Raw genomic sequence first — 24,273 nt, forward strand, 5'->3', positions numbered from 1 at the left:
AATCTTGAGATCAAGATAGTTCATTATATCTTGACGTCAAGATAATTTCCGCCTTTAGTCGGACCATGGATCACGTCGACAGAATTCTGCAACAATGGAACCGCGAGCGGCCGGACCTCGATGTCGGGCCGATGGGCCTGCTCGGCCGCGTGGCGCGCCTGCGCACCCATCTTGGCCGCGAGATCGAAAGAACGCTGGCCGCGCACGGGCTCAATTCGGCCAGTTTCGACGTGCTGGCGACGCTGCGCCGTTCCGGCCCGCCCTATCGTCTCTCGCCGGGCGACCTCATCGCCACCACCATGGTCAGCTCCGGCACCATGACCAACCGGCTCGACCAGCTGGAAAAGGCCGGTCTCGTCGAGCGCTGCGACAATCCCGAGGATCGCCGCGGCGTCATCATCGCGCTGACGTCCAAGGGATTTCAGCTGGTGGACGAGACGGTGACCGCCCATGTCGAAAACCAGCACCGCCTTCTCGGCGGGCTGGATGCGCAAGAGCGCGCGGCGCTCGACGGATTGTTGCGGAAATTTCTGGCGGAGTTCGAATAGAAGGGCCGCGATGAGCGCTTTGCGCCCGTCTGCCTCGACCAGTCAGATCCGGTCGACAAGCCTTTCCACCCGCGCCAGATGCGCCTTGCGCTCGCCGTCGCCGATGCGGTCCATGTCGTAGAGATTGACCATCTTGAAATCGAGCCCCTTGGCGCAAAAGGCGGCAATGCCGCGTTTCAGCAGGCGCCGCACCGGATTGCCCATGTAGAGATGCACCACCCACCAGGGCGACCCCGTCGTGGTGAAGGTCCAGAAGAGGTGGATATTGCCGAGCCGGGGCTGGATACGCCCGCCGGCGGGGTCGTTCTCGAAGGCGATGCCGGGCGCAAAGACCCGGTCGAAGAACCCCTTGAGGATAGCCGGGAAATTGAACCACCATTGCGGAAAGACCAGCACCAGCCCATCCGCCTGCTTCAGGCGGGAGACGAAGGGCTCGGCCTCGCCGGGGTCATAGCCGGGCTCGAAATAGCGCGACCGTTCGGAGGGCGTCAGCCGTGGATCGAAGCCCTCGCGGTAGAGGTCGAGCCGGTCGACCGTGTGGCCGTTCGCCGTCAGCTTGCGGCAAACCGTCTCCGCCACGCCTGCGGCAAAACTCTCTTCCAGCGGATGGGCGAGCACGACGAGGATGCGCATGACGGCCTCAGAACAGCGAGCCCTGGCGGGCGGCGGGTTTCTCCGCTTCCCCCTTGGCGGGCTTCCTGCGCGGCGTGCCGCCGCCCGATCCCGTAACGGCTTCCACCGTGCCGTCGGCGAACTCGATGGCGATGGCGCGGCCGGGGCCGAGATCCGCCGCGCCCTTCACCGGCGCGCCTTCCTCGTCCCGCACCAGCGCATAGCCGCGTTTCAGCACGTTGCGATAGGAGAGCGATTGCAGCATGCGGTCCTGTGCCTGCAGCAGCGCGCGGCGGCGGGCAAGGTCGCCGGCCAGCGCGCTTTCGGCGCGCAGCGTAAGGCCCCTCAGCCGGTCGCCGGAGCGTTCCGTCTGCGCCTTGATGCGGGCCGGTGTCGCGCGCAGCGACACGTCGAAGGCGGAGAGCCGGGCGCGAAGCTGGTCGAGCCGCCGCTCGACGATGCGCTCGGCCCGCAGCAGCCGGTCCGCCACGCGTTGCCGCCGCTCGGCGATACGGCTCAGCAGCATGTCGGGACGAAGATGCGCCGCCGTGCGCTCGAAGGCGCGGCGCTTGCCCAGCGTGTTCATCTGCAGGCCGCGGCCAAGGCCGGCGGCGGCTTCGTCGAAACGGCGGCGCGGCAGGGCGAGAAGCTGGTCGAGCGAGGGCAGGGCGCGGGCAAGGGCGCGCACGCCCTGCCGGCGATTGTCCATCTGCCGGGCCGTGGCTCCGCGCAGCCGCGCGGTGAGCGAGGCGACCTCGGCGTCGAGATCCGCCTTCACGGGCACAGCCATTTCGGCGGCCCCTGTCGGCGTCGGCGCGCGCCGGTCGGCCGCATGGTCGATCAGCGTCCAGTCAGTCTCGTGGCCGACGGCCGAGATCAGCGGGATTGTGGAAGCGGCGGCGGCGCGCACGACGATCTCGTCGTTGAAGCTCCAGAGATCTTCCAGGCTTCCCCCGCCGCGCGCGACGATCAACACGTCGGGCCTCGGGATCGGGCCGAAGGGATCGAGCGTGTTGAAGCCTTCGATGGCGGCCGCCACCTCCTGCCCCGAACCTTCGCCCTGCACCTTCACCGGCCAGACGAGCACGTGGACCGGGAAGCGGTCGGAGATACGGTGCAGGATATCGCGGATGACGGCGCCGGTCGGCGAGGTGACGACACCGATGACCCGGGGCAGGAACGGCAGAGGTTTCTTGCGCTCCGCATCGAACAGGCCCTCGGCGGCAAGCTTGCGGCGGCGTTCTTCCAGCAGCGCCATCAGCGCGCCGGCGCCGGCCGGCTCCAGCGTCTCGATGACGATCTGGTATTTCGAGGAACCGGGGAAGGTGGTGATCTTGCCGGTGGCGATCACCTCCATGCCCTCTTCGGGCTTGAAGCGGAGGCGCGAAAAGCTGCCCTTCCAGATCACGGCGTCGATGCGCGCCCGGTCGTCCTTCAGCGAGAAATAGGCGTGTCCCGAGGAATGTGGCCCGCGATAGCCGGAAATCTCGCCGCGCACGCGCACCTGGTCGAAGGCCTGCTCGACGGTGCGCTTGATGGAGCCGGAAAGCTCCGACACCGAATATTCGGCAAGATTGCTGGGCGAATCAGTCTCGGAAAAGAAGCTCATGGGGCAAGTGTAGTGCGTTTGGCGGCCGATGACAGGGCGCGCCGGGCGGCATCCCCAGCAGGCTTATTCCGGCCGCACCCGGTAGAGCCGCAACAGCGCGCGCTCCGTGCCTGCCATCGGCTCCAAATAGGCGGGCACCTTGCCCTTGAGGAGATCGGCATAGAGGCCTTCGGGCTCGGCCTTGGCGACCATATGCACCTGCGTGTCGTTTTCGCAGAAGGCCAGCAGCGTTACGCCCGCACCACGGATGAAGGCTTCCGCCTGATGCGGGTTGGAAAGACCGATATGCAACTCCGTCAGCATGCCGCCCTGGTTGCGGTGATAGGGTCCGGAAAGGGCACGGTGCCGGGTGTAGCGCAGGATCGGCGCGCCGAGATCGGAGGCGCCCGAGACCACGCCGGCGGGTTCGGCGGCCAGCGGCGCGATGGAGGTTTCCGCGGTGCAGGACGGAATTCCGGACGCGTCGGTGAATTCCACGCGCAGCAGGTCCTGCGAAGAGCCCGGCAGGAGCGCGCCGGCAAGCGCCCAGCTGGCGGGAACGGAGGCCAGGGTGAGGCCGATGAAGGCAAGCGCGACCTTGAAATTCTTCGGCGCGGCATTGGCGGCACGACGCAGATCGGCGATGGCGTAGCCGAGCGGTACGGTGGACAGCATGTTGGAGAAGATCGCCCCGCGGATCTGCAGAAGCGCCACGGCGAAGGCGACGGCGAGCAGGACCAGTATCGTCCCGTGCGCCTCGGCCGCCTGTCCGCGTCGGATGCGCCAGAGGCAGACCAGCATGGCGGTGAGGCCCGGCGCATAGAAGGCGCCCACGGAGGCGGGTTCGAGCCGGAACTGCGCGAGGACCGATTGCGCCTCGACGATGCCGGAAAGCCAGAAGGTCTTGAGCAGCGGGTCGAGCGTGTCGAGCGGATTGCCGAGGCAGCCGGGCGCAATGGCAAGGACCGAAACGGCAATGACAAGGCCGGCGCCCGCGAGGGCGGCGAGCCGGCGGCCGAAGGGTTGTCCGCCGGCGAGGGAGACGGTCAGGAACAGCACGCCGCCGCCGAGCGTCGCCAGGGCATAGAACCCGTAGGAAAGGCTGTCGCAGGTCACCTGGCTGTAATGCGCGGGGGCGACGGTGGCAAAGAAGGAGACCGTGACGGTGAGTGCCAGGGCCAGGCCGAAGGCGGCCGCGGCGGCGCGGAAATCCGCGCCGAGCCACAGCCAGCGCAGCGCGACGATCAGGCAGACGGCGCCGATCAGCGGTGTCGTCTCCACGCCGATGGCGATGGCAAGACCGGCAAGCACGCCGGCGACGGCATGGTCGCGCGCGCGCCTTTGCGGATCGAGCAGCATGGCGGTGATGCCGGCGATCAGCGCGAGCTGGACGTTGTGATGGTCAATGGAGCCCGGCTGGAACCGGTTGAGCGAGACGACGAAAATGGCCGTCAGCAGCAGCGCCGCATGCATCGCCATCGTGCCGCCCAGGCGGAAGGCGGCGAGCCCCATGCCCCAGAGCACCGGCACGGTGAGCAGCACCGGCCAGATCGTCAGCGCGATGGCCTCGGCCTGCCGCTGGTCGGCAAACAGCGAGAAGAAGCTGATCAGGTTGGCGATCGGCAGGTCGACGAAGCGCGACCAGTGCATCGGCGTGCCGCCGGCAAGGCCGAGCCTGTACTGGGTCGTGTCGAACCAGCCCTGGCCGGAAAGCAGGTCGCGCACCATGACGAGGCGCATCACGTCGTCATTGTCCGACCCGACATAGTCTGTGGCGAAGGGCAGTTTCAGGGCCAGCAGAAGAAGGATCGCGGCGAGGCTGTAGAAGGCGAGCACGCGCAGCGTCAGGCCCTCCTTGTGCGGCGGTGTCTGCAATTGCGCGAGCGGCAATGCCGCAGGCAGGGATTCCGACACGTTTCGCCCTCTCGTCCGCCGGTTTGAAGCCAGCCGAAACCTAGCCTTAACCTTCTCAAGAAATAGTAAAACCGAGGGTCGCATGAGGCGATCCGCCCGGGAGAACGAACCCATGACGGAAGCCTTGCTGGAAGACCTCGATATCGCCGTCCTGCTACCCTGCTACAATGAGGCGCAGACGATCGGCGACGTCGTGACCGGCTTCCGTGCGGCGCTGCCCATGGCGCGCATCTATGTCTACGACAACAATTCCACCGATACGACCGCGCTGCGTGCCGCGCTCGCCGGCGCGACGGTCGTGCGCGAGCGCCGCCAGGGCAAGGGCAATGTGGTGCGCCGCATGTTTTCCGATATCGAGGCGGATATCTACATCATGGCCGACGGCGACGGCACCTATGCCGCCTCGGATGCGCCGGAGCTCATCCGCACGCTGATCACCGAGGGCGCCGACATGGTCGTCGGCACGCGCCGCGGCGTGCATGCCGATGCCGGCCGCCAGGGCCACGCCTTCGGCAACCGCGTCTTCAACACGCTGTTCCGCTCGCTCTTCGGCAACGATTTCTCCGACATCTTCTCCGGCTACCGCGCCTTTTCGCGCCGCTTCGCCAAGAGCTTCCCGGCCGTCTCGGGCGGATTCGAGATCGAGACGGAAATGTCGGTGCATGCCTCGCGGCTGCGCCTGCCGGTCGCCGAGCTGGAGCTGGACTACGGTCGCCGCCCGGAGGGTTCCCATTCCAAGCTCTCCACCTTCCGCGATGGCGCGAAGATCCTCTGGATGTTCGCCATGCTGATGAAGGAAACGCGGCCCTTCACCTTCTTCGGCGCCATCAGCGGCGGCTTCCTCGCGATGAGCCTTGTCTTCATGGCTCCCGTTCTGATGGCCTATTTCCAGACAGGCCTCGTCGAGCGCATGCCGACCTGGGTCTTCTCGCTGGCCTTGATGATGATCTCCTTCCTCGTCTTCTCCGCCGGTCTCATCCTCGATTCGCTCGCCCGCGCCCGCGCCGAGCAGTTGCGCATCCACTATATGAGCCTGCCCATGGGCCGGCATGCGCGCACCGCCCGCAGGGCGCCGGAAAAGACGACGCACCACCTCGCTGCCTGAACAGGACCGCTTCATGAACCGCGAAACCACCAATCGCATCCGCTTCGTGATCGAGGATGTGCTGCCGCCGATCCTGCGCGATTCCGCGCTGTTCCGGCAGGCCGCGAGTCTCGTCTGGGGCAAGCACATCACCAAGCTCGCGAAATTCCGTGAACGCGCGCCCTTCCTTACGCCCGCCGAATACGAGGACCTCTACCGCGAGCATCCGCGTGTCCATGCCGGTACGGACAATTCGCAGGCCTGCATCGACCGCATCGTCGCCTCCGTCGTCGGCGGCAGCGTCTGCGATGTCGGCTGCGGCACGGGCGCGCTGCTCCGCCATATCAAGACGGGCAATCCGGGCCTTGCGCGCCTGACGGGCGTCGACTTCGTCGTCGAGGATGCCGCCGGCATCGATGGCGTCGAATATGTCGCCGCCATGATCGAATCCCTGCCCTTCGCCGATGGCGAGTTCGATACGGTCGTCTGCACCCATGTCATCGAGCACGTGCTGGAGTATCGCAAGGCCATCGCCGAGCTGCGCCGCATCGCCCGACGCCGTCTGATCATCGTCGTGCCGCGCGAACGGGAATACCGCTACAGCTTCAATCCGCACTTCAACTTCTTCCCCTACACGCATTCCTTCCTGCGCGCGGTGCATCCGGTGCCGCCGCGCCATGTCTGCGTCGATATCGGCCGCGACATCTTCTACATGGAAGACCGCGCGGAGGCCGACGCGTGACGACGGGCGGCTACAGCCCCGCCATCTGGGCCGGCCTGCTGGGCACGCCGCTGATGATCGCGGCAGGCCAGGTGCTCTTCAAGCTGACGAGCGGCATGACGGGCGATTTCGGCGTCAGGGGCCTTGCCGCGCTGATGCTCAATCCGCTGCTGCTGGCGGCGCTGGCCATCTACGGCACGGGCACGATCATCTGGATCTTCGTGCTGAAGGCGGTGCCGCTGACGATCGGCTATTCCTTCATGGCGCTCACCTTCTGCTTCGTGCCGCTGCTCGCCAGCGTCTTTCTCGGCGAGGCCCTGACGCTGCGCTACGCGCTCGGCGCCTTTCTCATCGTCGGCGGCATGCTCGTCATCAACGGCTGACATCGCCCTCGAAATGAGCCCTTGTCCCGGCATCGGCCGGGAAGAAGCTTTCGATCAGAACGCCCTGCACCAGCGCATCCTGCGTCGAGCCGAAGGAGGTGAGGGTGGTGATCCAGTTGAAGTGTTTCGTGCCGATCTTCATCTCGATCGGCAGCACCGGCAGCCGCTCGCTCTCCGGAAAGGCGGCGAGCGCCGCCTTTATGTCGTTCGCCGCCGCCAGCCGCTCGATGCGTTTCAGGAGCGGGCTGCGTGGCCCCTGCAGCCAGGCCTCGGCACGGATGCGGTGCACGAGATCGGCCGCCGACTGCGCCCAGTTGACGACGATGGAGCGCAGCGGCGTCGGGCCGAGATAGGCATCGAGAAAATTGTCGCCCGGCGAGACCGCGATGCCCGCCATTCCGGCAAGGTCGAGAAAGGCCGGATTGGCCGTCAGCACGTTGTATTCATGGTCGAAGACGACGCCGGGATAGGGATCGTGCCGGGCAAGGATGAGGCCGATGGCCTCTGCCACGGCGGGCGGAAAGGCCGAAAGGCTTCCGGCCGGCGTGGTGGCGAAGCGCGGCCTGAACCCGGCGGCGGAGAAGAGCAGCCCCTGGTCACGTGCGGGAATGTCCAGCACGGAGGAGAGCCGCAGGATCATGCCTTCGGAAGGACGCGAACGGCCGGTTTCCAGGAAGGAGAGATGACGGGCGGAAATGCCGGCCTCGTTTGCCAGTTCCAGCTGGCTCATGCGCCGGTGGCCCCGCCATTCCTTGAGATGTTCGCCGAATTCCATATCCGTCTCCCTGCGTGATCGGCGCACTAAACAGGAGGGCGGGCATGATTTCCATTACCTTGAAGGTAATTGGTTTGCCGCGGCGGCATCGGCAGGATTGGCCCATCGACAACGAAAGGAGCCCATCATGTTCGCCACGCTCAACCGCAATCTCCTGAAATCCGTCATGCTTGCCGACGGTGTCTTCTCTCTCGTGACCGGTCTTGGCCTTCTCGTCTTCGCCGGTCCGATCGGTGCTCTCGTCGGCCCGCATGCGGCGCCTGCCCTCGTCACCGGCTTTGCCGTCTTCTTCCTGCTCTGGGGCGCATTCCACCTCGCGGTCGGCCGGCAGGAACGGCCATCGCCTGCCGCCGTGCGCTTCGTCATGACGGGCGACGCCCTCTGGGTGCTCGGCAGCATCGCCGTTCTGCTCTTCGCCCGGGACGGACTGACCCTGACAGGTGTCGGCCTCATCGCGGTTGCCGCGGTGGCGGTCGCCGATATCCTGCTCCTCAAGCAGATCGGTCTCGGCCGCCAGCAGCGTGCCGCCTTCGCGTGAGCCCGTAGAGACCAGAAAAGCCGAAACCTGCGCCTGTCCCCCCTCGCCATAAGCGGCGTCCGGGGCAGGCGCGGGCGGTTGTCTCCACCCTGAGAGAAATTATGCGTCCTTCCGTGGTCTTGCGGGAGGCGGAAAAGGCGGCCCTGTGGTCCTGCCGCATGGTATCAACCTACCCCGCAGGAGAGATTCCCCTTCTGTCAAAAATGCACTACCGTCGCGCCCGAAAGAAGATTGGGAGCCCGACATGCGCGTTATCTTTTCCGAAGACCACAAGCTCAGGAACGCCCGCAGCGAGTTGTACGGCGGCGAGCTGGTGCCGCCCTTCGAGGCGCCGTTCCGGGCCGAATGGATCCTCGCCGCGGTCAAGGACGCGGGCTTCACCGATGTCGCCGCGCCGGAGCTTCACGGCCTCGAAACCGCGTTGAAGGTACAGGACGCCGGCTATCTCGCCTTCCTCGAAACGGCCTGGGACCAGTGGAAGGCCGCGGGCTACAATGGTGAGGCCATCGCCACGTCCTTCCCCGTGCGTCGCACCTCGCCGCGCATCCCGACGCAGATCGACGGCCTGCTCGGCTACTATTGCAACGCCGCCGAAACGGCGATCTCGCCCGGCACCTGGCAGGCGGCGGTCTCCTCCATGCAGACGGCGCTGACGGCGGCCGATATCGTCGCGGGCGGCCAGAAGGCTGCCTTTGCGCTCTGCCGTCCGCCGGGCCACCATGCCGGCATCGACAGCTTCGGCGGCTACTGCTTCATCAACAATGCCGCCGTCGCCGCCCAGCGCTTCCTCGACAAGGGCGCCAGGAAGGTTGCCGTGCTTGATGTCGACTTCCACCATGGCAACGGCACGCAGGATATCTTCTACGAGCGCGGCGATGTCTTCTTCGCCTCGCTGCACGGCGATCCTGCCGAAGCTTTCCCGCATTTCCTCGGCTATGCGGAAGAGACCGGCAAGGGCGCGGGCGCGGGCACCACGCAGAACTATCCGATGGCGCCCGGCACGCCCTATGCCGTCTGGGAGGCCGCCCTTCACGATGCGCTGAAGCGCATTGCCGCCTTCGGCGCGGAGGTCATCGTGCTCTCGCTCGGCGTCGATACCTTCGAGAAGGATCCGATTTCCTTCTTCAAGCTCACCTCGCCGGACTATATTACGATGGGGCGCGCGGTCGCAGCGAGCGGTGTGCCCGTGCTCGTCGTCATGGAAGGCGGCTACGGCGTGCCGGAAATCGGCCTCAACGTCGCCAACACGCTGAAGGGCATTGCAGGCTGACGCCAGCATCAATTTCGTTGAAGCAAGGCGTCACGATTATCCATTTGTCTGATGGCAGACCCTCCCATACAGTGCCGCGCGTCGCTCCTGGCGCGCAAAGGTCGCTGTAGGTCTTTGAAACTCCGATGAAATTGGAGGGACTGGGTGCCGGGAGGGTTTGTTATGACGGATCAACAGGTAGTAGCGCGGCCGAACAATGCGGGGCTCTGGAGCGGGGTCCTGCTCTGTTTCGCTTCCATGTCGAGCATCCAGTTCGGCTCAGCCTTCTCGGCAACGGCCATCGATGCCTACGGGCCGTCGACCACGACCTTCCTGCGCCTCGTCATGGCCGCGACGGTGCTGGCCGTCATCGTGCGACCGCCCATGCGCTCCTACAGCCGCGAGCAGTGGAAGAGTGCGCTGTCGCTCGGCGCCACCATGGCGGCGATGACGCTCTGTTTCTTCGCGGCCATCGACCGCATCCCGCTCGGCCTTGCCGTCGCCATCGAGTTCCTCGGGCCGCTCGCCGTCGCCACCTGGTCGCTCGGCGCGGGCTGGCGGCTGATCTGGCCGCTGGCGGCCTTCATCGGCGTCGTGCTGCTTTCTCATGACGGCGAGGGTTGGGTCGGTGATCCCGTCGGCGTGCTCTTCGCCTGCGGGGCCGGCGTCGGCTGGGGCACCTACATCATCCTCATGAAGAAGACCGGCAAGGTTTTCCGCGGGCTCGAGGGGCTGTCGATGTCCCTGCTCGTCGCCGCCGTCGTCGCCGCGCCCTTCGGCCTGCCGCGCGTCGGCGAGGCGCTGAACCCGGAAGGCATCGGCATGATGCTCGGTCTTGCGCTTCTCGTGCCGCTCTTCCCCTATGCGCTGGAGATGATCGCGCTCCGCCGCATGCCCATGTCCGCCTTCGGCATCCTGATGAGTCTCGAGCCGGCCCTCGGCGCGCTCGCCGGCTTCCTCGTGCTCAGCCAGCCGATGACGCCGCTGCAGATGCTCGGCACGGGGCTGGTCGTGGCGGCCAGCGCCGGAGTCACATCGAGCGGAAACGGCGAGACCTGATCGAAAACGGCTCCTCTTTCATGTTCCTGCCGCAATCGCTAGGTTGAAGCAGAATCATCGAAGACGAAGCCTCCGGGGACCCCTGCATGTACAAGAAAGTTGCGCTCGTCGCGCTGGCCGCGACCTATCTGACCGCCTGCACGACGACCGATCCCTATACGGGCGAACAGAAGGTTTCCAACACGGCGGGTGGCGCGGCCATCGGCGCGGGCGTTGGCGCCGTCGCAGGTCTGCTCGTCGGCAACAATCCCGTGCAGCGCCGCAACGCGGCTCTCATCGGCGCCGGCATCGGCGCGCTGGCGGGCGGCGCCATCGGCAACTACATGGACACGCAGGAATCCGAACTGCGCGCGCAGCTTCAGGGCACCGGCGTCTCGGTCACGCGCGTCGGCGACCGCATCATCCTCAACATGCCCTCGAACGTCACCTTCGCGACGGACCAGGACCAGGTGATCCCGCCCTTCTATCCGACGCTCGATTCCGTCGCGATCGTGCTGCGCAAGTTCGACAAGACGCTGATCGACGTCGACGGCCACACCGACTCGGTCGGCAATGCCGGCTACAACATGGATCTCTCCAACCGCCGCGCCAATTCGGTCGCCAACTACCTTGCTGCCCGCGGCGTCGATCCGCGCCGCATGTCGGCCATGGGTTATGGTCTGGAGCGCCCCATCGCCTCCAACGCCTCGGAATCCGGCCGCGCGCAGAACCGCCGCGTCGAGATCGCGATTTCGCCGCTGCGCCAGGGCTAACCCTTCACGTCATAGCCGCACGTCATGGAAGGGCCGTTCTACGGCCCTTCTCTGTTTGGCGCCCATTCCAGCCGCTTGTAATCGAACCCGTATTCCAGCGTCGGCTTGACGATCTGGAAATAGGGCGAGAGGTCGAAGTCGCGCGGCGTATAAAGCGAGTGGTGGCGGATGTGCAGGATTTCCTCGCGCGAATAGGTCGAGGTTGCCGCCGCATGGCCGGGCGCGCGCGTCACGTCGGGCAGGATCGGGTAGCGGATGCGCTCGAAGGCCTCGGCGATCAGCGTCGAGCAGATCGCCCGCGTCGGATCGCCGGAGCCGAAGGCGATCATGCGGCGGCGCCAGCGCACCGGAATGGGCGGCGTCGGCAGGAAATAGCGCAGCATGTCGGTGATGTTCTTCATGTCGTATTTCAGCCCGAGCCGCGAGACCATGAAGGAGAGCACCATGTCCCGGTCGTCGGGCACCAGGCCGACGGGCCGGCAGATGCGCGTATTGTAGGTGCGATACTTGGTAAGCGGCACGGCCACGCAGCCTTCGCCGAGATTGACCTCGATGAGCTGCGGCCGCTCGGTGGCCGGCAGTGCCGCCTGGTCCAGCGTCAGCGGCACTGCATCGCCTACGAAGAGCGCCGCATGCGACCATGTCGACTGGGTCAGATACTTGATCGCCGCCGAGACCTTCTGGTTGCCCTCCACCAGCAGGATATCGCCGGGGCGCAGCGTGCGCGCCAGGGTCTCGGGGTCGGAGGGCGTGTAGGGCTCGTAGCCGGAGGTCTGGCTCTGCAGCCGGTCGGCAAGACGGCGGCCGAGACGGTCGAGCAGCGTGTCGCGGCTTTCGGAAAGCGGCTTCAATGCAGCGGTCACGTCCCATCCCTTACCGTCATCGCGCAATCACTCTAGCCGCAGAGGTGACGGTCTGTCGAGCTTGACCGCACCGCATCCATTCCTATATTTAGAATTATTCTAAACTGGAATTTTGCAGATGTTTTCCCGCCTTCTGAACCCCGGCAAACGCAGCCTCGAATCCCTCAGCGAACAGGAAATCCTCGCCCTCGCCATCACGTCCGAGGAAGACGACGGCCGCATCTATCTCGCCTATGCCGATGCGCTGCGCGACGCCTATCCCCATTCCGCCCGTGTCTTCGAGGACATGGCCGCCGAGGAGAGCCACCACCGCCAGATGCTTATCGACCGGCACGTCGCCCGTTTCGGGGACCGCATCCCGCTGGTGCGCCGCGAATATGTGCGCGACTTTCCCGAGAGGAAACCCGACTGGCTGATCGAGAACATGCCGCTCGACGCCATTCGCGCGCAGGCCGAGGCCATGGAGGAGGCGGCGCATCGCTTCTACCTGACGGCCGCCGCGCGCACGCAGGACGCGGCGACGCGAAAGCTGCTCGGCGATCTGGCGCTGGCGGAGAAATCGCACGAATCGCTCGCCCGGCGGCTCGGGGAGGAGCACACGCCGGCCGACGTGAAGGAAGAGGAAGACCAGACGGCGCGGCGGCAATTCGTGCTGACCTATGTGCAGCCGGGCCTTGCCGGCCTGATGGACGGCTCCGTCTCGACGCTGGCGCCGATCTTCGCCGCCGCCTTCGCCACGCAGGATACCTGGCAGACCTTCCTGGTCGGCCTCTCGGCCTCCGTCGGCGCCGGCATTTCCATGGGCTTTACGGAGGCCGCTCATGACGACGGCAAGCTCTCCGGGCGTGGCTCGCCGGTCAAGCGCGGCCTTGCCTCGGGCATCATGACGGCGCTCGGCGGCCTCGGCCACGCGCTGCCCTATCTCATCCCGAATTTCATGCTGGCAACGGCCATCGCCGTCTTCGTCGTGTTCGTGGAACTCTGGGCCATCGCCTTCATCCAGAACCGCTACATGGAAACGCCGTTCTTCCGCGCCGTGCTCCAGGTCGTGCTCGGCGGCAGCCTCGTGCTGGCCGCGGGGGTACTGATCGGCAATGCCTAGGGCAACCGCGTCGCTTGCGCGGATGGGCGCTCGTTTGGCCGAGCATGGCGCCGAAAGGCTGCGTTTTAACGCTGGTGAAGCGGGGCTCTGACGCCCCGCTCCCGGTTTCCTCAGGCGCGCAGTGCGGCGCCCGTGGTCTTCACCACATTGCCGACGATCTTGGCCGTCAGGGCCTCGAAATCCTCGTCCGTCAGCGTCTTGTCGGTCGGCTGGATGACGACCTCGATGGCGACGGACTTCTTGCCTTCGCCGAGCGATGCGCCCTCGAACACGTCGAAGACGTTGACGGCCGAAATCAGCTTGCGGTCGGCGCCGGTCGCCGCGCGCACGATGGCGCCGGCTTCCACCGATTTGTCGACCACGAAGGCGAAGTCGCGCTTCACCGCCTGGAAGGGCGAGAGATCGAGCGCCGGCTTGGTGCGGGTCGCCTTCTTCTTCGGTTCCGGCATGGCATCGACATAGATCTCGAAGCCGCAGAGCGCGCCGGCGACGTCCAGCGCGCCGAGTGCCTTGGGATGGAATTCGCCGAAGTAACCGAGAACGATCTTCGGCCCCATCTTGATGGTGCCGGAACGGCCCGGATGATACCAGCCCGGCGCACCCGGCTCGATCTGCACATTGCCCATCGGCAGGCCGCAGGCCTCGATCACGGCCAGCGCATCGGCCTTGGCGTCGTAGACGTCGACCGGCTTGCCGCCGCCCTTGGCCGCGTTCGACCACAGACGGCCGGCGCCGGCCAGCGTCGCCGTGCCGCGGCGCACGCCGCCGGCAACGCGGCGCTGACCCTCGGGCCTGTCGTTCTCATAGGTGCCGGAGACCTCGAAGATCGCGACGTCGCCATAGCCCTTGTCGGCATTGCGCTGGGCTGCCGCCAGCAGGCCCGGCAGCAGCGAGGGGCGCATGTCCGACATGTCGGCGGCGATCGGGTTGGACAGCGCCAGCGACGGCGCGCCGCCGCCGAAGAGTTCGGCATGCGCCTTCGGGATGAAGGACCAGGTGACGGCCTCCATCATGCCGCGCGAGGCAAGCGCCCGCTTGGCGAGGCGCGAGCGGATCTGCAGCGTGGTCAGGATGCGGCCGTTGACCGAGCCGTGGCTTTCCAGCGGCGCGGGGCGGATATTGTCGACGCCGTGGATACGCATGACCTCTTCCACCAGGTCCGCCTTGCCGTCCACGTCCGGCCGCCAGGAGGGCACCGAGACAGATACGCGCTCGCCCGAGCCCGAAACGGAAAAGCCGAGGCGCGTCAGGATGTCCACGCTCTCGTCACGGGACACCTCAAGCCCGGTCAGGCGCTTGACCTCGGAGAAGGGGAAGTCGACGACCTTCGCCGTATATCCCTTGTAGCCGACGACATCGGTCCTGGCCGGCGTGCCGCCGCAAAGCTCCAGAACCAGTTCCGTCGCGCGCTCGAGGCCGGCAACCATGTATTCCGGGTCGACGCCGCGCTCGAAGCGATAGCGTGCATCCGTGATGATGCCGTGCGAACGGCCGGTCTTGGCGACGTTCATCGGATCCCACAGCGCCGATTCGATCAGCACGTCGACGGTGTTCTCGTCGCAGCCCGAATGCTCGCCGCCCATGATGCCGCCGATGGATTCGACGCCGTTGTCGTCGGCGATGACGACGTTGGACGGGGTCAGCGTGTATTCGCGCGTATCGAGCGCCAGCACCGTCTCACCCTCCGCCGCGCGGCGCACGACGAGATTGCCCTTCACCTTGGCCGCGTCGAAGACGTGCAGCGGACGGCCCTGGTCGAAGGTCATGTAATTGGTGATGTCGACGAGCGCATTGATCGGGCGAAGGCCGATGGCCAGCAGCCGCTGCTGCATCCAGCGCGGGCTCGGGCCGTTCTTGACGCCGCGCACGAGGCGGAGCGCAAAGCCGGGGCACAGATGGTCGTCGCCGCCAAGTTCGAGCTTCACCTTGACCGGCGTTTCGCCCTCCACCGTGAAGGACGGCGCCTTCGGGGTCTTGAGCGTGCCGAGGCCGGAGGCTGCCAGATCCCGGGCGATGCCGTAGATGCTGGTGCAATCCGGACGGTTGGGCGTCAGGTTGATCTCGATGACCGGATCGTCGAGGCCGGCATAGGCAGCGTAGCTCGTGCCCACGGGCGCGTCGGCCGGCAGGTCGATGATGCCGTCATGGTTATCGGAGATTTCGAGTTCCTTCTCCGAGCACATCATGCCGCGGCTCTCGACGCCGCGGATGGTGCCGATGGCGAGCGTCACGTCGATGCCGGGCACATAGGTGCCGGGCGCGGCGAAGGCGCCGACGAGGCCGGCGCGCGCGTTCGGCGCGCCGCAGACGACCTGGATCGGGTCGCCCTTGCCGGTGTCGACCATCAGCACGCGCAGCTTGTCGGCGTTCGGGTGCTGTTCGGCCGAGACGACCTTGGCAATGACGAAGGGCTTGAAGGCCGCCTTGTCGTCGACGTCCTCCACTTCGAGGCCGATCGCCGTCAGCTTCGCGCAAATCTCTTCGAGCGAGGCGTCGGTGTCGAGGTGATCCTTCAGCCAGGAGAGCGTGAATTTCATTTTGTTTCTCCTTGGATGCCGGTTACGCGCTGAGGCCGCCGAACAGGGTCGGCATGTCGAGCGGGCGGAAGCCGTAATGGCTCAGCCAGCGGACGTCGGCGTTGAAGAAGTCGCGCAGGTCCGGCATGCCGTATTTCAGCATGGCGATGCGGTCGAGGCCCATGCCCCAGGCAAAGCCCTGGTATTCGTCCGGGTCGAGGCCGCCGGCGCGCAGCACGTTCGGGTGAACCATGCCGCAGCCGAGGATTTCCATCCAGTCCGTGCCCTCGCCGAACTTGACGATCGGGCCCGAAGAGCGGTCGCACTGGATGTCGACCTCGAAGGACGGCTCGGTGAAGGGGAAGAAGGACGGACGGAAGCGCATGGTGACGCTGTCGACCTCGAAGAAGGCCTTGCAGAACTCTTCCAGCACCCAGCGCATGTTGGCGACAGTGGCGGTCTTGTCGACCACGAGGCCCTCCACCTGGTGGAACATCGGCGAATGGGTCGCGTCGCTGTCCTGCCGGTAGGTCTTGCCGGGGATGATGATGCGGATCGGCGGCTTCTGTGCTTCCATGGTGCGCACCTGCACGGGCGAGGTGTGCGTGCGCAGCACCTTGCGCTCGCCGTTCTCGTCGGCAGGGAAGAAGAACGTGTCGTGCATCTCGCGGGCCGGATGGCCCTCGGGGAAGTTCAGCGCCGTGAAGTTGTAGTAGTCCGTCTCGACGTCGGGGCCTTCGGCGATGGAGAAGCCCATGTCGCCGAAGATCGCGGTGATCTCGTCGACGATCTGGCTGATCGGGTGGATGCGGCCGCGTTCAGCAGGAGAAGAACGGACCTGCAGGCTGACATCCACGGTCTCGGCCTTCAGGCGGGCGTCGATGGCGGCATCGCGCAGCGCCGTCTTGCGCTCGGTGATGGCGTCGGTGACGCGCGTCTTCAGCGCGTTGATCGCCGCGCCGCGCGTCTGGCGCTCTTCCGGCGACATGGTGCCGAGCGTCTTCAGGAGGTCCGAGACGGAGCCCTTCTTGCCGAGCGCGCCCACGCGCACGGCTTCGATCGCCGCTTCGTCGGAGGCCGCGGCAACGTCGGAGAGGAGCTGCTGTTCCAGTGTGTCGAGTTCAGTCATCTTTACCTGCTTTGCTTGCGTCGGCCGGGCGGGGAGAGGCCAAGAGAACCTCGGACAGATAGCCGGTTGCGGCGAGGAAACGCCTGAGATCACTACCCATGTGCACGCGCCCGATCAATCGGGTGAGCCATAAAAACTTGCCGAGGAACCGGAGCATTTCCTTCAGTTCCGCCTCGGCGGCGGAGGGTGCATTGGCGCGCCATGCGGCATAGGCTTTCTCGGCCGTCGCCACGCCGAGGCGAGCGCGATCGGTCAGTTGCAGGAAGAGCAGCCAGACGTCGCGCGCCTGCGCCGCGGCAAGCGGCATGGCCGCTTCCGGCTCCTCCTCGAAATCCATGAAGCCGATGCGCCGCTCGCCGGCCACGAAGAAGTCGCGCGGATGCGGACGCCCGTGGCACAGGCCCTTGCCATGCAGCGCGCCGAGATGGGCGGCGCAGGCGACGAGCAGGCCGTCATGGGCCGCCGGATCGGTGTCGCGCAGTGCATCGAGTTCAGCCGTCACGGTCGGTGCAACGTCGGAAAGAACAAGCGCATTGCCCGAGGCATAGAGCACGCGGGGGACGGGCACGCCGTTCGCGGCGAAGGTCTCGATGCGGCGGATCTCCCGCGCGATCATGCCCTTGCTGTCGAGATAGGGGGAGGGGCGCAGGAACGCCTGGCCGAACAGCCGGGCGAGCGACATCTGCGCCTTGGTCCAGATCGGCGGGCGCTCGGTGCCGTAGCGCTTGATCCAGACGGCGCCGAAGGAAAGCTCGACGCGCTCGACCCGGCGCGTTTCGCGCGTCAGCGCGGCAAGCAGCCTCTCGACGTCGCCGTCGGTCATGTGGGGGATCGCATTGAGGTCGGTCTGCGCGCCGTCCATGGCTTCTCGTCCCGAAATCCAAACAAAAACCCGCACCGGTTCCCCGGCGCGGGTTTCACAACGAAGCGAAGATTTGTTGTGAGCGCCGGTTAGTTGACGGCGGTCTCAAACTCGTTCTTCGTGCCGGTTTCCTTGAGGTATTCCAGAGCCTTCTTGGCGGCTGCGACGAGCGCGCCGAAAGCTGCGGTCTCATGGATTGCCATGTCCGAAAGCACCTTGCGGTCAACTTCGATGCCAGCCTTGTTCAGACCGTCGATGAAACGGCCATAGGTCAGGCCGTGCTCGCGGACGGCAGCGTTGATGCGCTGGATCCAGAGAGCGCGGAAGTTGCGCTTGTTGACCTTGCGGTCGCGGTAGGCGAACTGCTTGGAACGATCAACCGCTGCCTTGGCGGCGCGGATGGTGTTCTTGCGGCGGCCGTAGAAACCCTTGGCTGCCTTCAGCGTCTTCTTGTGCTTGGCGTGGGAAGTAACGCCGCGTTTTACACGTGCCATGTCATGATCTCCTTAACGTATCAATTGCGCGATGAGTCTCAGAGACCGTTCGGCAGGTAGTTCTTGATGACCTTCTTGCCATCGGGCTCAGCCAGCACCATGGTGCCGCGGGCGTCGCGAATGAACTTGTTGGTACGCTTGATCATGCCGTGGCGCTTGCCGGCAGCGGCAGCGACGACCTTGCCGGTCGCGGTGATCTTGAACCGCTTCTTGGCAGACGACTTCGTCTTCATCTTGGGCATTTTGCTACTCCATTCTTCTTGAATTCGAGACGACTGACGAGGTCGCCTCCAGCGTAAAGAACGGCCACGGCATGCCCTGCCGGACCGTTCGGACGGCGGCTTGTAACCGAAGTGCCCGCAAAGCGCAACCGGATTCCGCAAAACCGGGTCTTGCAGGGCAGAAATGGAAAAGCCGCCCCGAAAGGCGGCTTTGATCCGTTCGGCGCGTGGCGCCAGCGACGGGGCTCACTTCGGCGCGAGCACCATCATCATCTGGCGTCCCTCGAGCTTCGGCTCGGCTTCGACCTTGGCGATGGCCAGGGTGTCTTCCTTGACCTGGAGCAGCAGCTTCATGCCGAGTTCCTGGTGGGCCATTTCGCGGCCGCGGAACTTCAGCGTCACCTTGACCTTATCGCCCTCTTCGAAGAAGCGGTTCATGGCCTTCATCTTCACGTCATAGTCATGCGTGTCGATGTTCGGGCGCATCTTGATTTCCTTGATCTCGACGATCTTCTGCTTCTTGCGCGCTTCGGCCGCCTTCTTCTGGTTGGCGTATTTCAGCTTGCCGAGGTCAAGGATCTTGCAGACGGGCGGCTCGGAGTTCGGTGCGATCTCCACGAGATCGAGGCCGGCTTCTTCAGCCATGCGCAGGGCCTGATCGGTGGGGACGATGCCGTGGTTCTGGCCTTCGGCGTCGATGAGCTGGACGCGGGGAATCCGGATTTCCTTGTTGGAACGCGGGCCGTCCTTGACAGGGGCTTCCGCTTTGAAGGGTCTGCGAATGGTCGTGTTCTCCTCGAACTGTTTCGACTGGTGTGAATCTGTGCGTCGACCGGGCCGTTTGCCCGCCTTTCGGCGTTTGTCGGCAATGTGTTGATCGCGCTCGCGAAGTCAATAGCACGCCGCGCGGAAAAAATCACCACCTGTCCTTGCACGCGCGAATCTGGTCTAGCTCTCGGCAAAAGACGGGGCGACGGGCGGTTTTCCGGGGTCTTGGCGCAGGACAGGGAGATAGGCATGACGACGACGAACGGCAAGGATGCAGCGGTGGAATTCCTCACGGTCGGGGAGGGCGCCGATGCACGCGGCATCGCCATGCTCCTCGAACCGCCGGCCGCCGGCAATGCGCTCGCCCATCTCGTCTGGCTGGGCGGCTACCGCTCCGACATGACGGGCACCAAGGCGGTGGAGCTTGCCGCCCTCGCCGCCCGGCTCGGCACCGCCTGCGTGCGCCTGGACTATTCCGGCCACGGCGCCTCGGGCGGCGCCTTCGTCGACGGCACGATCTCGCGCTGGCTGGAAGAAGCGCTCGCCGTGATCAAGCACGCGGCCGGAACGCTCGGCACGCGCCGCGTCGTGCTGGTCGGTTCCTCCATGGGTGGCTGGATCGCGCTGCGCGCCGTCGCCGAGCTTGCAAGGCGCAAGGATGTGGAGGTCGCCGGCCTCGTGCTCATCGCCCCCGCGCCGGACTTCACCTCCGAGCTGATCGAGCCGAACCTGACGGCGGCCGAGCGCACGGCGCTGGCCGAGCGCGGCCAGTTCGAGGAGCCGACCCCCTATGGTCCCGATCCCAACATCTACACGCTGAAGCTCATCGAGGACGGTCGCGCGAACCGCGTGCTGACGGGCGTCATCGAGACCGACTGCCCGGTACACATCCTGCAGGGCATGGCCGATCCCGACGTGCCCTATGCCCATGCCGTGCGCCTGATGGAGCACCTTTCCGGCGACGACGTGGTGCTGACGATGATCCGCGACGGCGATCACCGCCTGTCGCGTCCGCAGGATATCGCCAAGATCCTCGAGGCGGCGGAGGCTCTGGCCCGCGGAAACTGAGGGTTGGCGTGGCCGCCGGGCCACATTTTAACCATATTGCGGCATCGCGAATTCTATTGATTGACGAAACCCCCTCCTGGTCTTTAACTCTTTGTTAACGATTAGGGGACGTTCCATGGCACGAATGATTGGTGCGAAGGCTGGGGTTGCGGCGGTTCTCGCTCTCCTCATTTCTTCTTCCTCGGCTTTCACGGCGCCGACCTCGGCGCTGTCCATGAAGACAGGCGGCGTCACCTCGCAACCGATCGGCCACTACGAATTCTGTCAGACCTACAAGTCCGAATGCCGCGCCGGCGTACGCAACCAGGCACCGGCCAAGGTCACCGAGTTCGGCTGGTCCGTGGTTCGCCAGGTCAATGCCAGCGTCAACCGCGACATTACCCCGATCACCGACAAGGAACTGCACGGCAAGGACGAACTCTGGTCCTATCCTGACGGCGCCGGCGACTGCGAGGATTTCGTTCTCCTCAAGCGCAAGAAGCTGATGCAGAAGGGCTTTGCCCCCGGCGATCTCCTGATCACCGTTGTGCGCAAGCCGGATGGCGAAGGCCATGCCGTTCTGACGCTGCGCACCACCCAGGGCGACTTCATCCTCGACAACCTCAACAATGAGGTGAAGCTGTGGACCGAGACGCCCTATCGCTATCTGAAGCGCCAGGCCTCGTTCCACGCCGGCCGCTGGGTCTCGATCGAAAACGGCGACGCCGTCATGGTGTCCTCGGTCGGTCAGTAAGCGGCAGGCCATTCCTGAAATCGAAAAGGCCGCGGAGCGATCCGCGGCCTTTCTGCATTTTCGGAGCTGATTTCCGGGGAAAGGTTACACCGGCTCCCAGCCGTCCTTCTCGCTGGCGCGGTAGATGGCGTCGATGAGCTTCTGATTGTTAACGGAACTCTCCAGCGTCACCACCTCGGCATCTCCACCGAGGGCTGCTCTGGAAAAGGCTTCGGCCTGGCGCTTGTACTGGCGCGCATCCTGGAAGCGGAAGTGCTGGCTCTCGCCGTGGTTCTGGTTGGTCAGCTCGATTTCCTCGGCGCCGTAGCGGTCGGCGTTGAAGGGCGATTTCACCTCGATGAAGCCCTTGTCGCCATGGAAGACCATGATCTGGCGATGGGCGAGCTGGGTGGAAATGTAGAAGGACAGTTCGAAATCGCCGAAATCGGCCCGCACGCTGGAATAGATGTCGGTGCCGAATTCCGGGTCGCGGTCGGTATTCGCCTGTACGCGCAACGCTTCCTTGCCGGTGACGAAGCGGGTGGAGATCGTCGGATAGACACCGATGTCGGGCAGCCCGCCACCGCCGAGCGCCGGCACGTTGCGCATGTTGCCGGGGTCGCGATTGAAGTAGGTGAAGGCGCCCTGCACATGACGCAGCCGGCCGATGGCGCCTTCGGCCAGAAGCGAGCGCACCTTCCGCCAGACCGGGCTGTAGGTGATCATATAGGCTTCGCAGATCAGCACCTTGTTGCGGTCGCGCGCCGCGATCAGCCCGGCGATCTCGCCTGAATTCAACGCGATGGGCTTTTCGCAAAGCACGTGTTTGCCCGCATCCGCCGCCTTGATCGACCATTCCACGTGCTGGGATGTCGGCAGGGGAATATAGACGGCGTCGATGGTGTCGGAGGCCAGCATCTCCTCGTAGGAGCCGAAGGCATGCGGCACCGAGAAGCGGTCCGCCATGGCGCGGGCCTTCGTCAGGTCCCGGCTGGCAATGGCGGTGACGACGCAGTTTTCCGCATCCTGGATGGCCGGCACGACGAGGTCGCGGCCGATCTTGGCCGTCGAGAGGATTCCGAAACGCAGCATGGTGATCTCCCTGATTGCGCGGGGAGACTAGTCCCGAGGTACGTTCCTCGCAAGCGTGGCGGCTCGCAAAAAATCCGGCAGACGGCGTGCAAAGGCCGGTTCTCCCGCCTATGTTGGCGGTGCTCTTTTCAGCACGAACCCTTTGGAGACACCCATGCAGTTTCGCGCCATCGGCAAGACCGGCCTTTCCATCGCGCCCCTCGTTTTCGGCGGCAATGTCTTCGGCTGGACGGCCGACGAGAAGACTTCATTCGATCTTCTGGATGCCTTCATCAACGCCGGCTTCAACGCCATCGACACGGCCGATGTCTATTCCCGCTGGGTGCCGGGCAACGAGGGCGGCGAATCCGAGGTGATCATCGGCAAGTGGCTGAAGCGCTCCGCCATTGCCCGCGACCGGGTGGTGATCGTGACCAAGGTCGGATCCGACATGGGGCAGGGCCGGCGGGATCTGCGCAGGATCTGGATCGTCGAGGCGGTGGAAGCCTCGCTGAAGCGCCTCCAGACCGATCATATCGATCTCTACCTCTCGCACTGGCCGGATGCCGAAACGCCCTATGAGGAAACGCTGGAAGCCCATGCCAGCCTCGTGGCGGCCGGCAAGGTACGCGCCTTCGGTGCCTCCAACCTCGATGCCGGCCAGTTGCAGGCCTCGTTCGACGCCGCCGACGCGGCTGGCCTGCCGCGTTATGGCGTGCTCCAGCCGGAATACAATCTCTACGACCGCGACGGCTTCGAGGGCCCGCTTGCCGAACTCTGCCGCAGGGAGGAGATCGGCGTCATCACCTATTTCAGCCTCGCGTCCGGTTTCCTGACGGGCAAGTACCGTACGGCGGCCGACACCGAGGGCCGGGCGCGGGGCGAGGATGTCGCGCGGTACCTCGATGACAAGGGCCAGCGCATCCTCGCCGTGCTCGACCGGGTCGCTGCCGAAACCGGTGCGAAGCCGGCGGAAATCGCTCTGGCCTGGCTGATGGCCAAGCCCGCCGTCACCGCGCCCATCGCCAGCGCCACCAGCCTTGCCCAGCTCGAAAGCCTGACGAAGGCTGCGACGCTGGCGCTCTCCGCCGATCAGGTGCGTGCGCTCGACGAGGCCAGCGCCTGACCACAGGGCTCTCTAGAGTTTGTCAGGGAAAAGTGGGAACCGGTTTTCCCGAAAAGACAAACGAAAACAAAAGAATTCAGAGCATGTCTGGTTCAAATCTGAACCAGACATGCTCTAGCCTCTGTATCGGAAGAAATCGACGAAGGCCCGGAGCGCCGGCCGCATCTGCCGGCGCGTCGGGTAGTAGATCGAGAAGCCGTCGAAGGGCGGGCACCAGTCCTCGAGCACGGGAACGAGCCGACCGGCATCGATATCCCCGGCGACACGCTGGTCGAAGACATAGGCAAGACCGGCTCCGTCCATGGCGGCGGCCCGCATCAGCCGCTGGTCGGAAACGATCAGCGGGCCGTTGACGTCCACCGTCACCTGCCGCCCGTCCTTCTCCAGTTCCCAGCGATAGAGAAGCCCGCTCGAAAAGCGCCGGCGGATGCAGCGGTGCTGCATCAGGTCGCGCGGCTGGAGCGGTTTCGGATGCGTCTCGAAATAGGCGGGCGCACCCACGATCAGCCCGCGCCAGGGCCCGCTTGCCCGTACCGCGATCATGTCCTCTTCGAGATGTTCGCCGAGCCGCAGGCCCGCATCGAAGCCCTTTTCGACGATGTCCTCGAAGCGGTCGTCGGTCCGAAGGTCGAGTTCGATATCGGGATAGGCCAGCAGGAAGGCCGCCAGGCGCGGCATGACGATATCTTCCGCCGCGATCAGTGGCATGGTCACGCGTAGCGGCCCCGCAGGCCGGCCCTGCCGGTCGGCGAGCGTTTCCATGACGGTGCCGATATCGGCGAGCGCCGGCGCCAGCGTGTCGAGCAGCAGCCGGCCTTCCTCGGTCGGCGCGACGCTGCGGGTGGTGCGGGCGATGAGGCGCACGCCAAGGCTCGCTTCCAGCGCCGATACGGCATGGCTGACGGCGGAGGGCGCAACGCCGAGCTCGGCCGCGGCCTTGCGGAAGGAGCGCGTCTCCGCGACGAGGGCGAGCACGGCGAGTTGCGAGAGCTGGGTCCGGTTCATTGTTCTAACAGATAGAACAAGCCATTGGCTTTTGCAGCAATTTTCAGATGAAGCACCGCGCCCTAGATTGCCCCTTGCCGGATGACGGCGGATTGCCCGCCGCCCGCAAATGG

General features: G+C 65.6%; 25 protein-coding genes. 12 read left to right on the forward strand and 13 right to left on the reverse strand.

Features of this window, described 5'->3' with window-relative positions:
* The first annotated feature begins 65 nt into the window (after window positions 1–65).
* Complete coding sequence (locus V8U06_RS23025; RefSeq protein WP_427142674.1) at window positions 66–548, forward strand: MarR family winged helix-turn-helix transcriptional regulator; 483 nt, start codon at window positions 66–68, stop codon at window positions 546–548.
* Window positions 549–590: 42 nt separating this feature from the next.
* Here the strand turns inward: V8U06_RS23025 and V8U06_RS23030 are convergent, their stop codons facing one another.
* From V8U06_RS23030 to V8U06_RS23040, 3 genes are all read right to left on the reverse strand, one after another.
* Window positions 591–1,181: an NAD(P)H-dependent oxidoreductase gene (locus V8U06_RS23030; protein WP_427142675.1), complete on the reverse strand. Its 591-nt coding sequence runs from the start codon at window positions 1,179–1,181 to the stop codon at window positions 591–593.
* 7 nt (window positions 1,182–1,188) lie between these two features.
* Window positions 1,189–2,769 carry an exodeoxyribonuclease VII large subunit gene (gene xseA / locus V8U06_RS23035; protein WP_427142676.1) on the reverse strand — a complete coding sequence of 527 codons (1,581 nt, stop codon included), beginning with the start codon at window positions 2,767–2,769 and terminating at the stop codon, window positions 1,189–1,191.
* Between the two features lie 63 nt (window positions 2,770–2,832).
* On the reverse strand, window positions 2,833–4,662 hold the full coding sequence (locus tag V8U06_RS23040; RefSeq protein ID WP_427142677.1) for a hypothetical protein: 1,830 nt from the start codon (window positions 4,660–4,662) through the stop codon (window positions 2,833–2,835).
* Window positions 4,663–4,774: 112 nt separating this feature from the next.
* Between V8U06_RS23040 and V8U06_RS23045 the strand changes: the two genes are divergently transcribed.
* The 3 genes from V8U06_RS23045 to V8U06_RS23055 are packed head-to-tail and all read left to right on the forward strand — an operon-like array spanning window position 4,775 to window position 6,850.
* Window positions 4,775–5,767 (forward strand): glycosyltransferase, encoded by a 993-nt coding sequence (locus V8U06_RS23045; RefSeq protein WP_427142678.1) that lies wholly within the window; start codon window positions 4,775–4,777, stop codon window positions 5,765–5,767.
* A 13-nt stretch (window positions 5,768–5,780) separates the two neighbouring features.
* Window positions 5,781–6,488 carry a class I SAM-dependent methyltransferase gene (locus tag V8U06_RS23050; protein ID WP_427142679.1) on the forward strand — a complete coding sequence of 236 codons (708 nt, stop codon included), beginning with the start codon at window positions 5,781–5,783 and terminating at the stop codon, window positions 6,486–6,488.
* On the forward strand, window positions 6,485–6,850 hold the full coding sequence (locus V8U06_RS23055) for a transporter (RefSeq protein WP_427142680.1): 366 nt from the start codon (window positions 6,485–6,487) through the stop codon (window positions 6,848–6,850). The genes V8U06_RS23050 and V8U06_RS23055 overlap by 4 nt, the downstream gene beginning before the upstream one ends.
* Here the strand turns inward: V8U06_RS23055 and V8U06_RS23060 are convergent.
* Window positions 6,840–7,625, reverse strand: a complete 786-nt coding sequence (locus V8U06_RS23060; RefSeq protein ID WP_427142681.1) for a helix-turn-helix domain-containing protein — start codon at window positions 7,623–7,625, stop codon at window positions 6,840–6,842. The two genes, V8U06_RS23055 and V8U06_RS23060, sit on opposite strands and share 11 nt — an antisense overlap.
* 127 nt (window positions 7,626–7,752) lie before the next feature.
* On the opposite strand from V8U06_RS23060, the gene V8U06_RS23065 reads away from it, so the two are divergent.
* The 4 genes from V8U06_RS23065 (at window position 7,753) to V8U06_RS23080 (ending at window position 11,223) form a co-directional block, all read left to right on the forward strand.
* Window positions 7,753–8,163 carry a hypothetical protein gene (locus tag V8U06_RS23065; RefSeq protein ID WP_427142682.1) on the forward strand — a complete coding sequence of 137 codons (411 nt, stop codon included), beginning with the start codon at window positions 7,753–7,755 and terminating at the stop codon, window positions 8,161–8,163.
* Window positions 8,164–8,407: 244 nt separating this feature from the next.
* Window positions 8,408–9,433, forward strand: coding sequence for a histone deacetylase family protein (locus tag V8U06_RS23070; protein ID WP_427142683.1), 1,026 nt, complete (start codon window positions 8,408–8,410; stop codon window positions 9,431–9,433).
* 162 nt (window positions 9,434–9,595) lie between these two features.
* Entirely contained in the window at window positions 9,596–10,471 is an 876-nt protein-coding gene (locus V8U06_RS23075) for an EamA family transporter (RefSeq protein WP_427142684.1), read from the forward strand.
* A gap of 86 nt (window positions 10,472–10,557) precedes the next feature.
* Window positions 10,558–11,223 (forward strand): OmpA family protein, encoded by a 666-nt coding sequence (locus tag V8U06_RS23080; RefSeq protein WP_226921175.1) that lies wholly within the window; start codon window positions 10,558–10,560, stop codon window positions 11,221–11,223.
* A 38-nt stretch (window positions 11,224–11,261) separates the two neighbouring features.
* Here the strand turns inward: V8U06_RS23080 and V8U06_RS23085 are convergent, their stop codons facing one another.
* Window positions 11,262–12,086 (reverse strand): lipo-like protein, encoded by an 825-nt coding sequence (locus V8U06_RS23085; protein WP_226921172.1) that lies wholly within the window; start codon window positions 12,084–12,086, stop codon window positions 11,262–11,264.
* Between the two features lie 118 nt (window positions 12,087–12,204).
* Here V8U06_RS23085 and mbfA point away from each other — a divergent pair, with 118 nt between their 5' ends.
* Window positions 12,205–13,188, forward strand: coding sequence for an iron exporter MbfA (mbfA, locus tag V8U06_RS23090; RefSeq protein WP_226921170.1), 984 nt, complete (start codon window positions 12,205–12,207; stop codon window positions 13,186–13,188).
* A gap of 110 nt (window positions 13,189–13,298) precedes the next feature.
* On the opposite strand, the gene pheT is transcribed toward mbfA, so the two are convergent.
* The 6 genes from pheT to infC form a co-directional block, all read right to left on the reverse strand.
* A complete protein-coding gene (pheT, locus tag V8U06_RS23095) occupies window positions 13,299–15,725 on the reverse strand; it encodes a phenylalanine--tRNA ligase subunit beta (RefSeq protein ID WP_427142685.1) in 2,427 nt (808 codons plus the stop codon).
* Window positions 15,726–15,747: 22 nt separating this feature from the next.
* Window positions 15,748–16,833, reverse strand: a complete 1,086-nt coding sequence (gene pheS, locus V8U06_RS23100; RefSeq protein ID WP_427142686.1) for a phenylalanine--tRNA ligase subunit alpha — start codon at window positions 16,831–16,833, stop codon at window positions 15,748–15,750.
* Window positions 16,826–17,695, reverse strand: a complete 870-nt coding sequence (locus V8U06_RS23105; RefSeq protein ID WP_427142687.1) for a serine/threonine protein phosphatase — start codon at window positions 17,693–17,695, stop codon at window positions 16,826–16,828. Before V8U06_RS23105 ends, pheS begins: the two co-directional genes overlap by 8 nt.
* An 89-nt stretch (window positions 17,696–17,784) precedes the next feature.
* Window positions 17,785–18,189: a 50S ribosomal protein L20 gene (gene rplT, locus V8U06_RS23110; protein ID WP_226921160.1), complete on the reverse strand. Its 405-nt coding sequence runs from the start codon at window positions 18,187–18,189 to the stop codon at window positions 17,785–17,787.
* A 38-nt stretch (window positions 18,190–18,227) separates the two neighbouring features.
* Window positions 18,228–18,431 carry a 50S ribosomal protein L35 gene (gene rpmI, locus V8U06_RS23115; RefSeq protein WP_024270153.1) on the reverse strand — a complete coding sequence of 68 codons (204 nt, stop codon included), beginning with the start codon at window positions 18,429–18,431 and terminating at the stop codon, window positions 18,228–18,230.
* Window positions 18,432–18,656: 225 nt separating this feature from the next.
* A complete protein-coding gene (gene infC / locus V8U06_RS23120; RefSeq protein WP_226921815.1) occupies window positions 18,657–19,193 on the reverse strand; it encodes a translation initiation factor IF-3 in 537 nt (178 codons plus the stop codon).
* 234 nt (window positions 19,194–19,427) lie between these two features.
* Between infC and V8U06_RS23125 the strand changes: the two genes are divergently transcribed.
* Window positions 19,428–20,246, forward strand: a complete 819-nt coding sequence (locus V8U06_RS23125; RefSeq protein ID WP_427142688.1) for an alpha/beta hydrolase — start codon at window positions 19,428–19,430, stop codon at window positions 20,244–20,246.
* A gap of 115 nt (window positions 20,247–20,361) precedes the next feature.
* Entirely contained in the window at window positions 20,362–20,979 is a 618-nt protein-coding gene (locus V8U06_RS23130; RefSeq protein ID WP_427142689.1) for a transglutaminase-like cysteine peptidase, read from the forward strand.
* Window positions 20,980–21,063: 84 nt separating this feature from the next.
* On the opposite strand, the gene V8U06_RS23135 is transcribed toward V8U06_RS23130, so the two are convergent.
* Entirely contained in the window at window positions 21,064–22,050 is a 987-nt protein-coding gene (locus V8U06_RS23135; protein ID WP_427142690.1) for a Gfo/Idh/MocA family protein, read from the reverse strand.
* A 154-nt stretch (window positions 22,051–22,204) separates the two neighbouring features.
* Between V8U06_RS23135 and V8U06_RS23140 the strand changes: the two genes are divergently transcribed.
* Window positions 22,205–23,155, forward strand: coding sequence for an aldo/keto reductase (locus V8U06_RS23140; protein ID WP_427142691.1), 951 nt, complete (start codon window positions 22,205–22,207; stop codon window positions 23,153–23,155).
* A gap of 114 nt (window positions 23,156–23,269) precedes the next feature.
* On the opposite strand, the gene V8U06_RS23145 is transcribed toward V8U06_RS23140, so the two are convergent.
* A complete protein-coding gene (locus tag V8U06_RS23145; protein WP_427142692.1) occupies window positions 23,270–24,160 on the reverse strand; it encodes a LysR family transcriptional regulator in 891 nt (296 codons plus the stop codon).
* Between the last annotated feature and the right edge of the window lie 113 nt (window positions 24,161–24,273).

Source organism: Shinella sp. G-2 (assembly GCF_050172695.1).
Taxonomy (GTDB): domain Bacteria; phylum Pseudomonadota; class Alphaproteobacteria; order Rhizobiales; family Rhizobiaceae; genus Shinella.

Excerpts from the sequence above, each read along its gene's own strand:
- V8U06_RS23135 (WP_427142690.1), bottom strand. The coding sequence starts at position 22,050 with ATGCTGCGTTTCGGAATCCTCTCGACGGCCAAGATCGGCCGCGACCTC.
- mbfA (WP_226921170.1), top strand. The coding sequence starts at position 12,205 with ATGTTTTCCCGCCTTCTGAACCCCGGCAAACGCAGCCTCGAATCCCTC.
- V8U06_RS23065 (WP_427142682.1), top strand. The coding sequence starts at position 7,753 with ATGTTCGCCACGCTCAACCGCAATCTCCTGAAATCCGTCATGCTTGCC.
- V8U06_RS23105 (WP_427142687.1), bottom strand. The coding sequence starts at position 17,695 with ATGGACGGCGCGCAGACCGACCTCAATGCGATCCCCCACATGACCGAC.
- rpmI (WP_024270153.1), bottom strand. The coding sequence starts at position 18,431 with ATGCCCAAGATGAAGACGAAGTCGTCTGCCAAGAAGCGGTTCAAGATC.
- V8U06_RS23070 (WP_427142683.1), top strand. The coding sequence starts at position 8,408 with ATGCGCGTTATCTTTTCCGAAGACCACAAGCTCAGGAACGCCCGCAGC.
- V8U06_RS23025 (WP_427142674.1), top strand. The coding sequence starts at position 66 with ATGGATCACGTCGACAGAATTCTGCAACAATGGAACCGCGAGCGGCCG.
- xseA (WP_427142676.1), bottom strand. The coding sequence starts at position 2,769 with ATGAGCTTCTTTTCCGAGACTGATTCGCCCAGCAATCTTGCCGAATAT.
- V8U06_RS23050 (WP_427142679.1), top strand. The coding sequence starts at position 5,781 with ATGAACCGCGAAACCACCAATCGCATCCGCTTCGTGATCGAGGATGTG.
- V8U06_RS23030 (WP_427142675.1), bottom strand. The coding sequence starts at position 1,181 with ATGCGCATCCTCGTCGTGCTCGCCCATCCGCTGGAAGAGAGTTTTGCC.
- rplT (WP_226921160.1), bottom strand. The coding sequence starts at position 18,189 with ATGGCACGTGTAAAACGCGGCGTTACTTCCCACGCCAAGCACAAGAAG.
- V8U06_RS23080 (WP_226921175.1), top strand. The coding sequence starts at position 10,558 with ATGTACAAGAAAGTTGCGCTCGTCGCGCTGGCCGCGACCTATCTGACC.
- pheT (WP_427142685.1), bottom strand. The coding sequence starts at position 15,725 with ATGAAATTCACGCTCTCCTGGCTGAAGGATCACCTCGACACCGACGCC.
- V8U06_RS23125 (WP_427142688.1), top strand. The coding sequence starts at position 19,428 with ATGACGACGACGAACGGCAAGGATGCAGCGGTGGAATTCCTCACGGTC.
- V8U06_RS23045 (WP_427142678.1), top strand. The coding sequence starts at position 4,775 with ATGACGGAAGCCTTGCTGGAAGACCTCGATATCGCCGTCCTGCTACCC.
- V8U06_RS23075 (WP_427142684.1), top strand. The coding sequence starts at position 9,596 with ATGACGGATCAACAGGTAGTAGCGCGGCCGAACAATGCGGGGCTCTGG.
- V8U06_RS23145 (WP_427142692.1), bottom strand. The coding sequence starts at position 24,160 with ATGAACCGGACCCAGCTCTCGCAACTCGCCGTGCTCGCCCTCGTCGCG.
- V8U06_RS23140 (WP_427142691.1), top strand. The coding sequence starts at position 22,205 with ATGCAGTTTCGCGCCATCGGCAAGACCGGCCTTTCCATCGCGCCCCTC.
- pheS (WP_427142686.1), bottom strand. The coding sequence starts at position 16,833 with ATGACTGAACTCGACACACTGGAACAGCAGCTCCTCTCCGACGTTGCC.
- V8U06_RS23060 (WP_427142681.1), bottom strand. The coding sequence starts at position 7,625 with ATGGAATTCGGCGAACATCTCAAGGAATGGCGGGGCCACCGGCGCATG.
- V8U06_RS23130 (WP_427142689.1), top strand. The coding sequence starts at position 20,362 with ATGGCACGAATGATTGGTGCGAAGGCTGGGGTTGCGGCGGTTCTCGCT.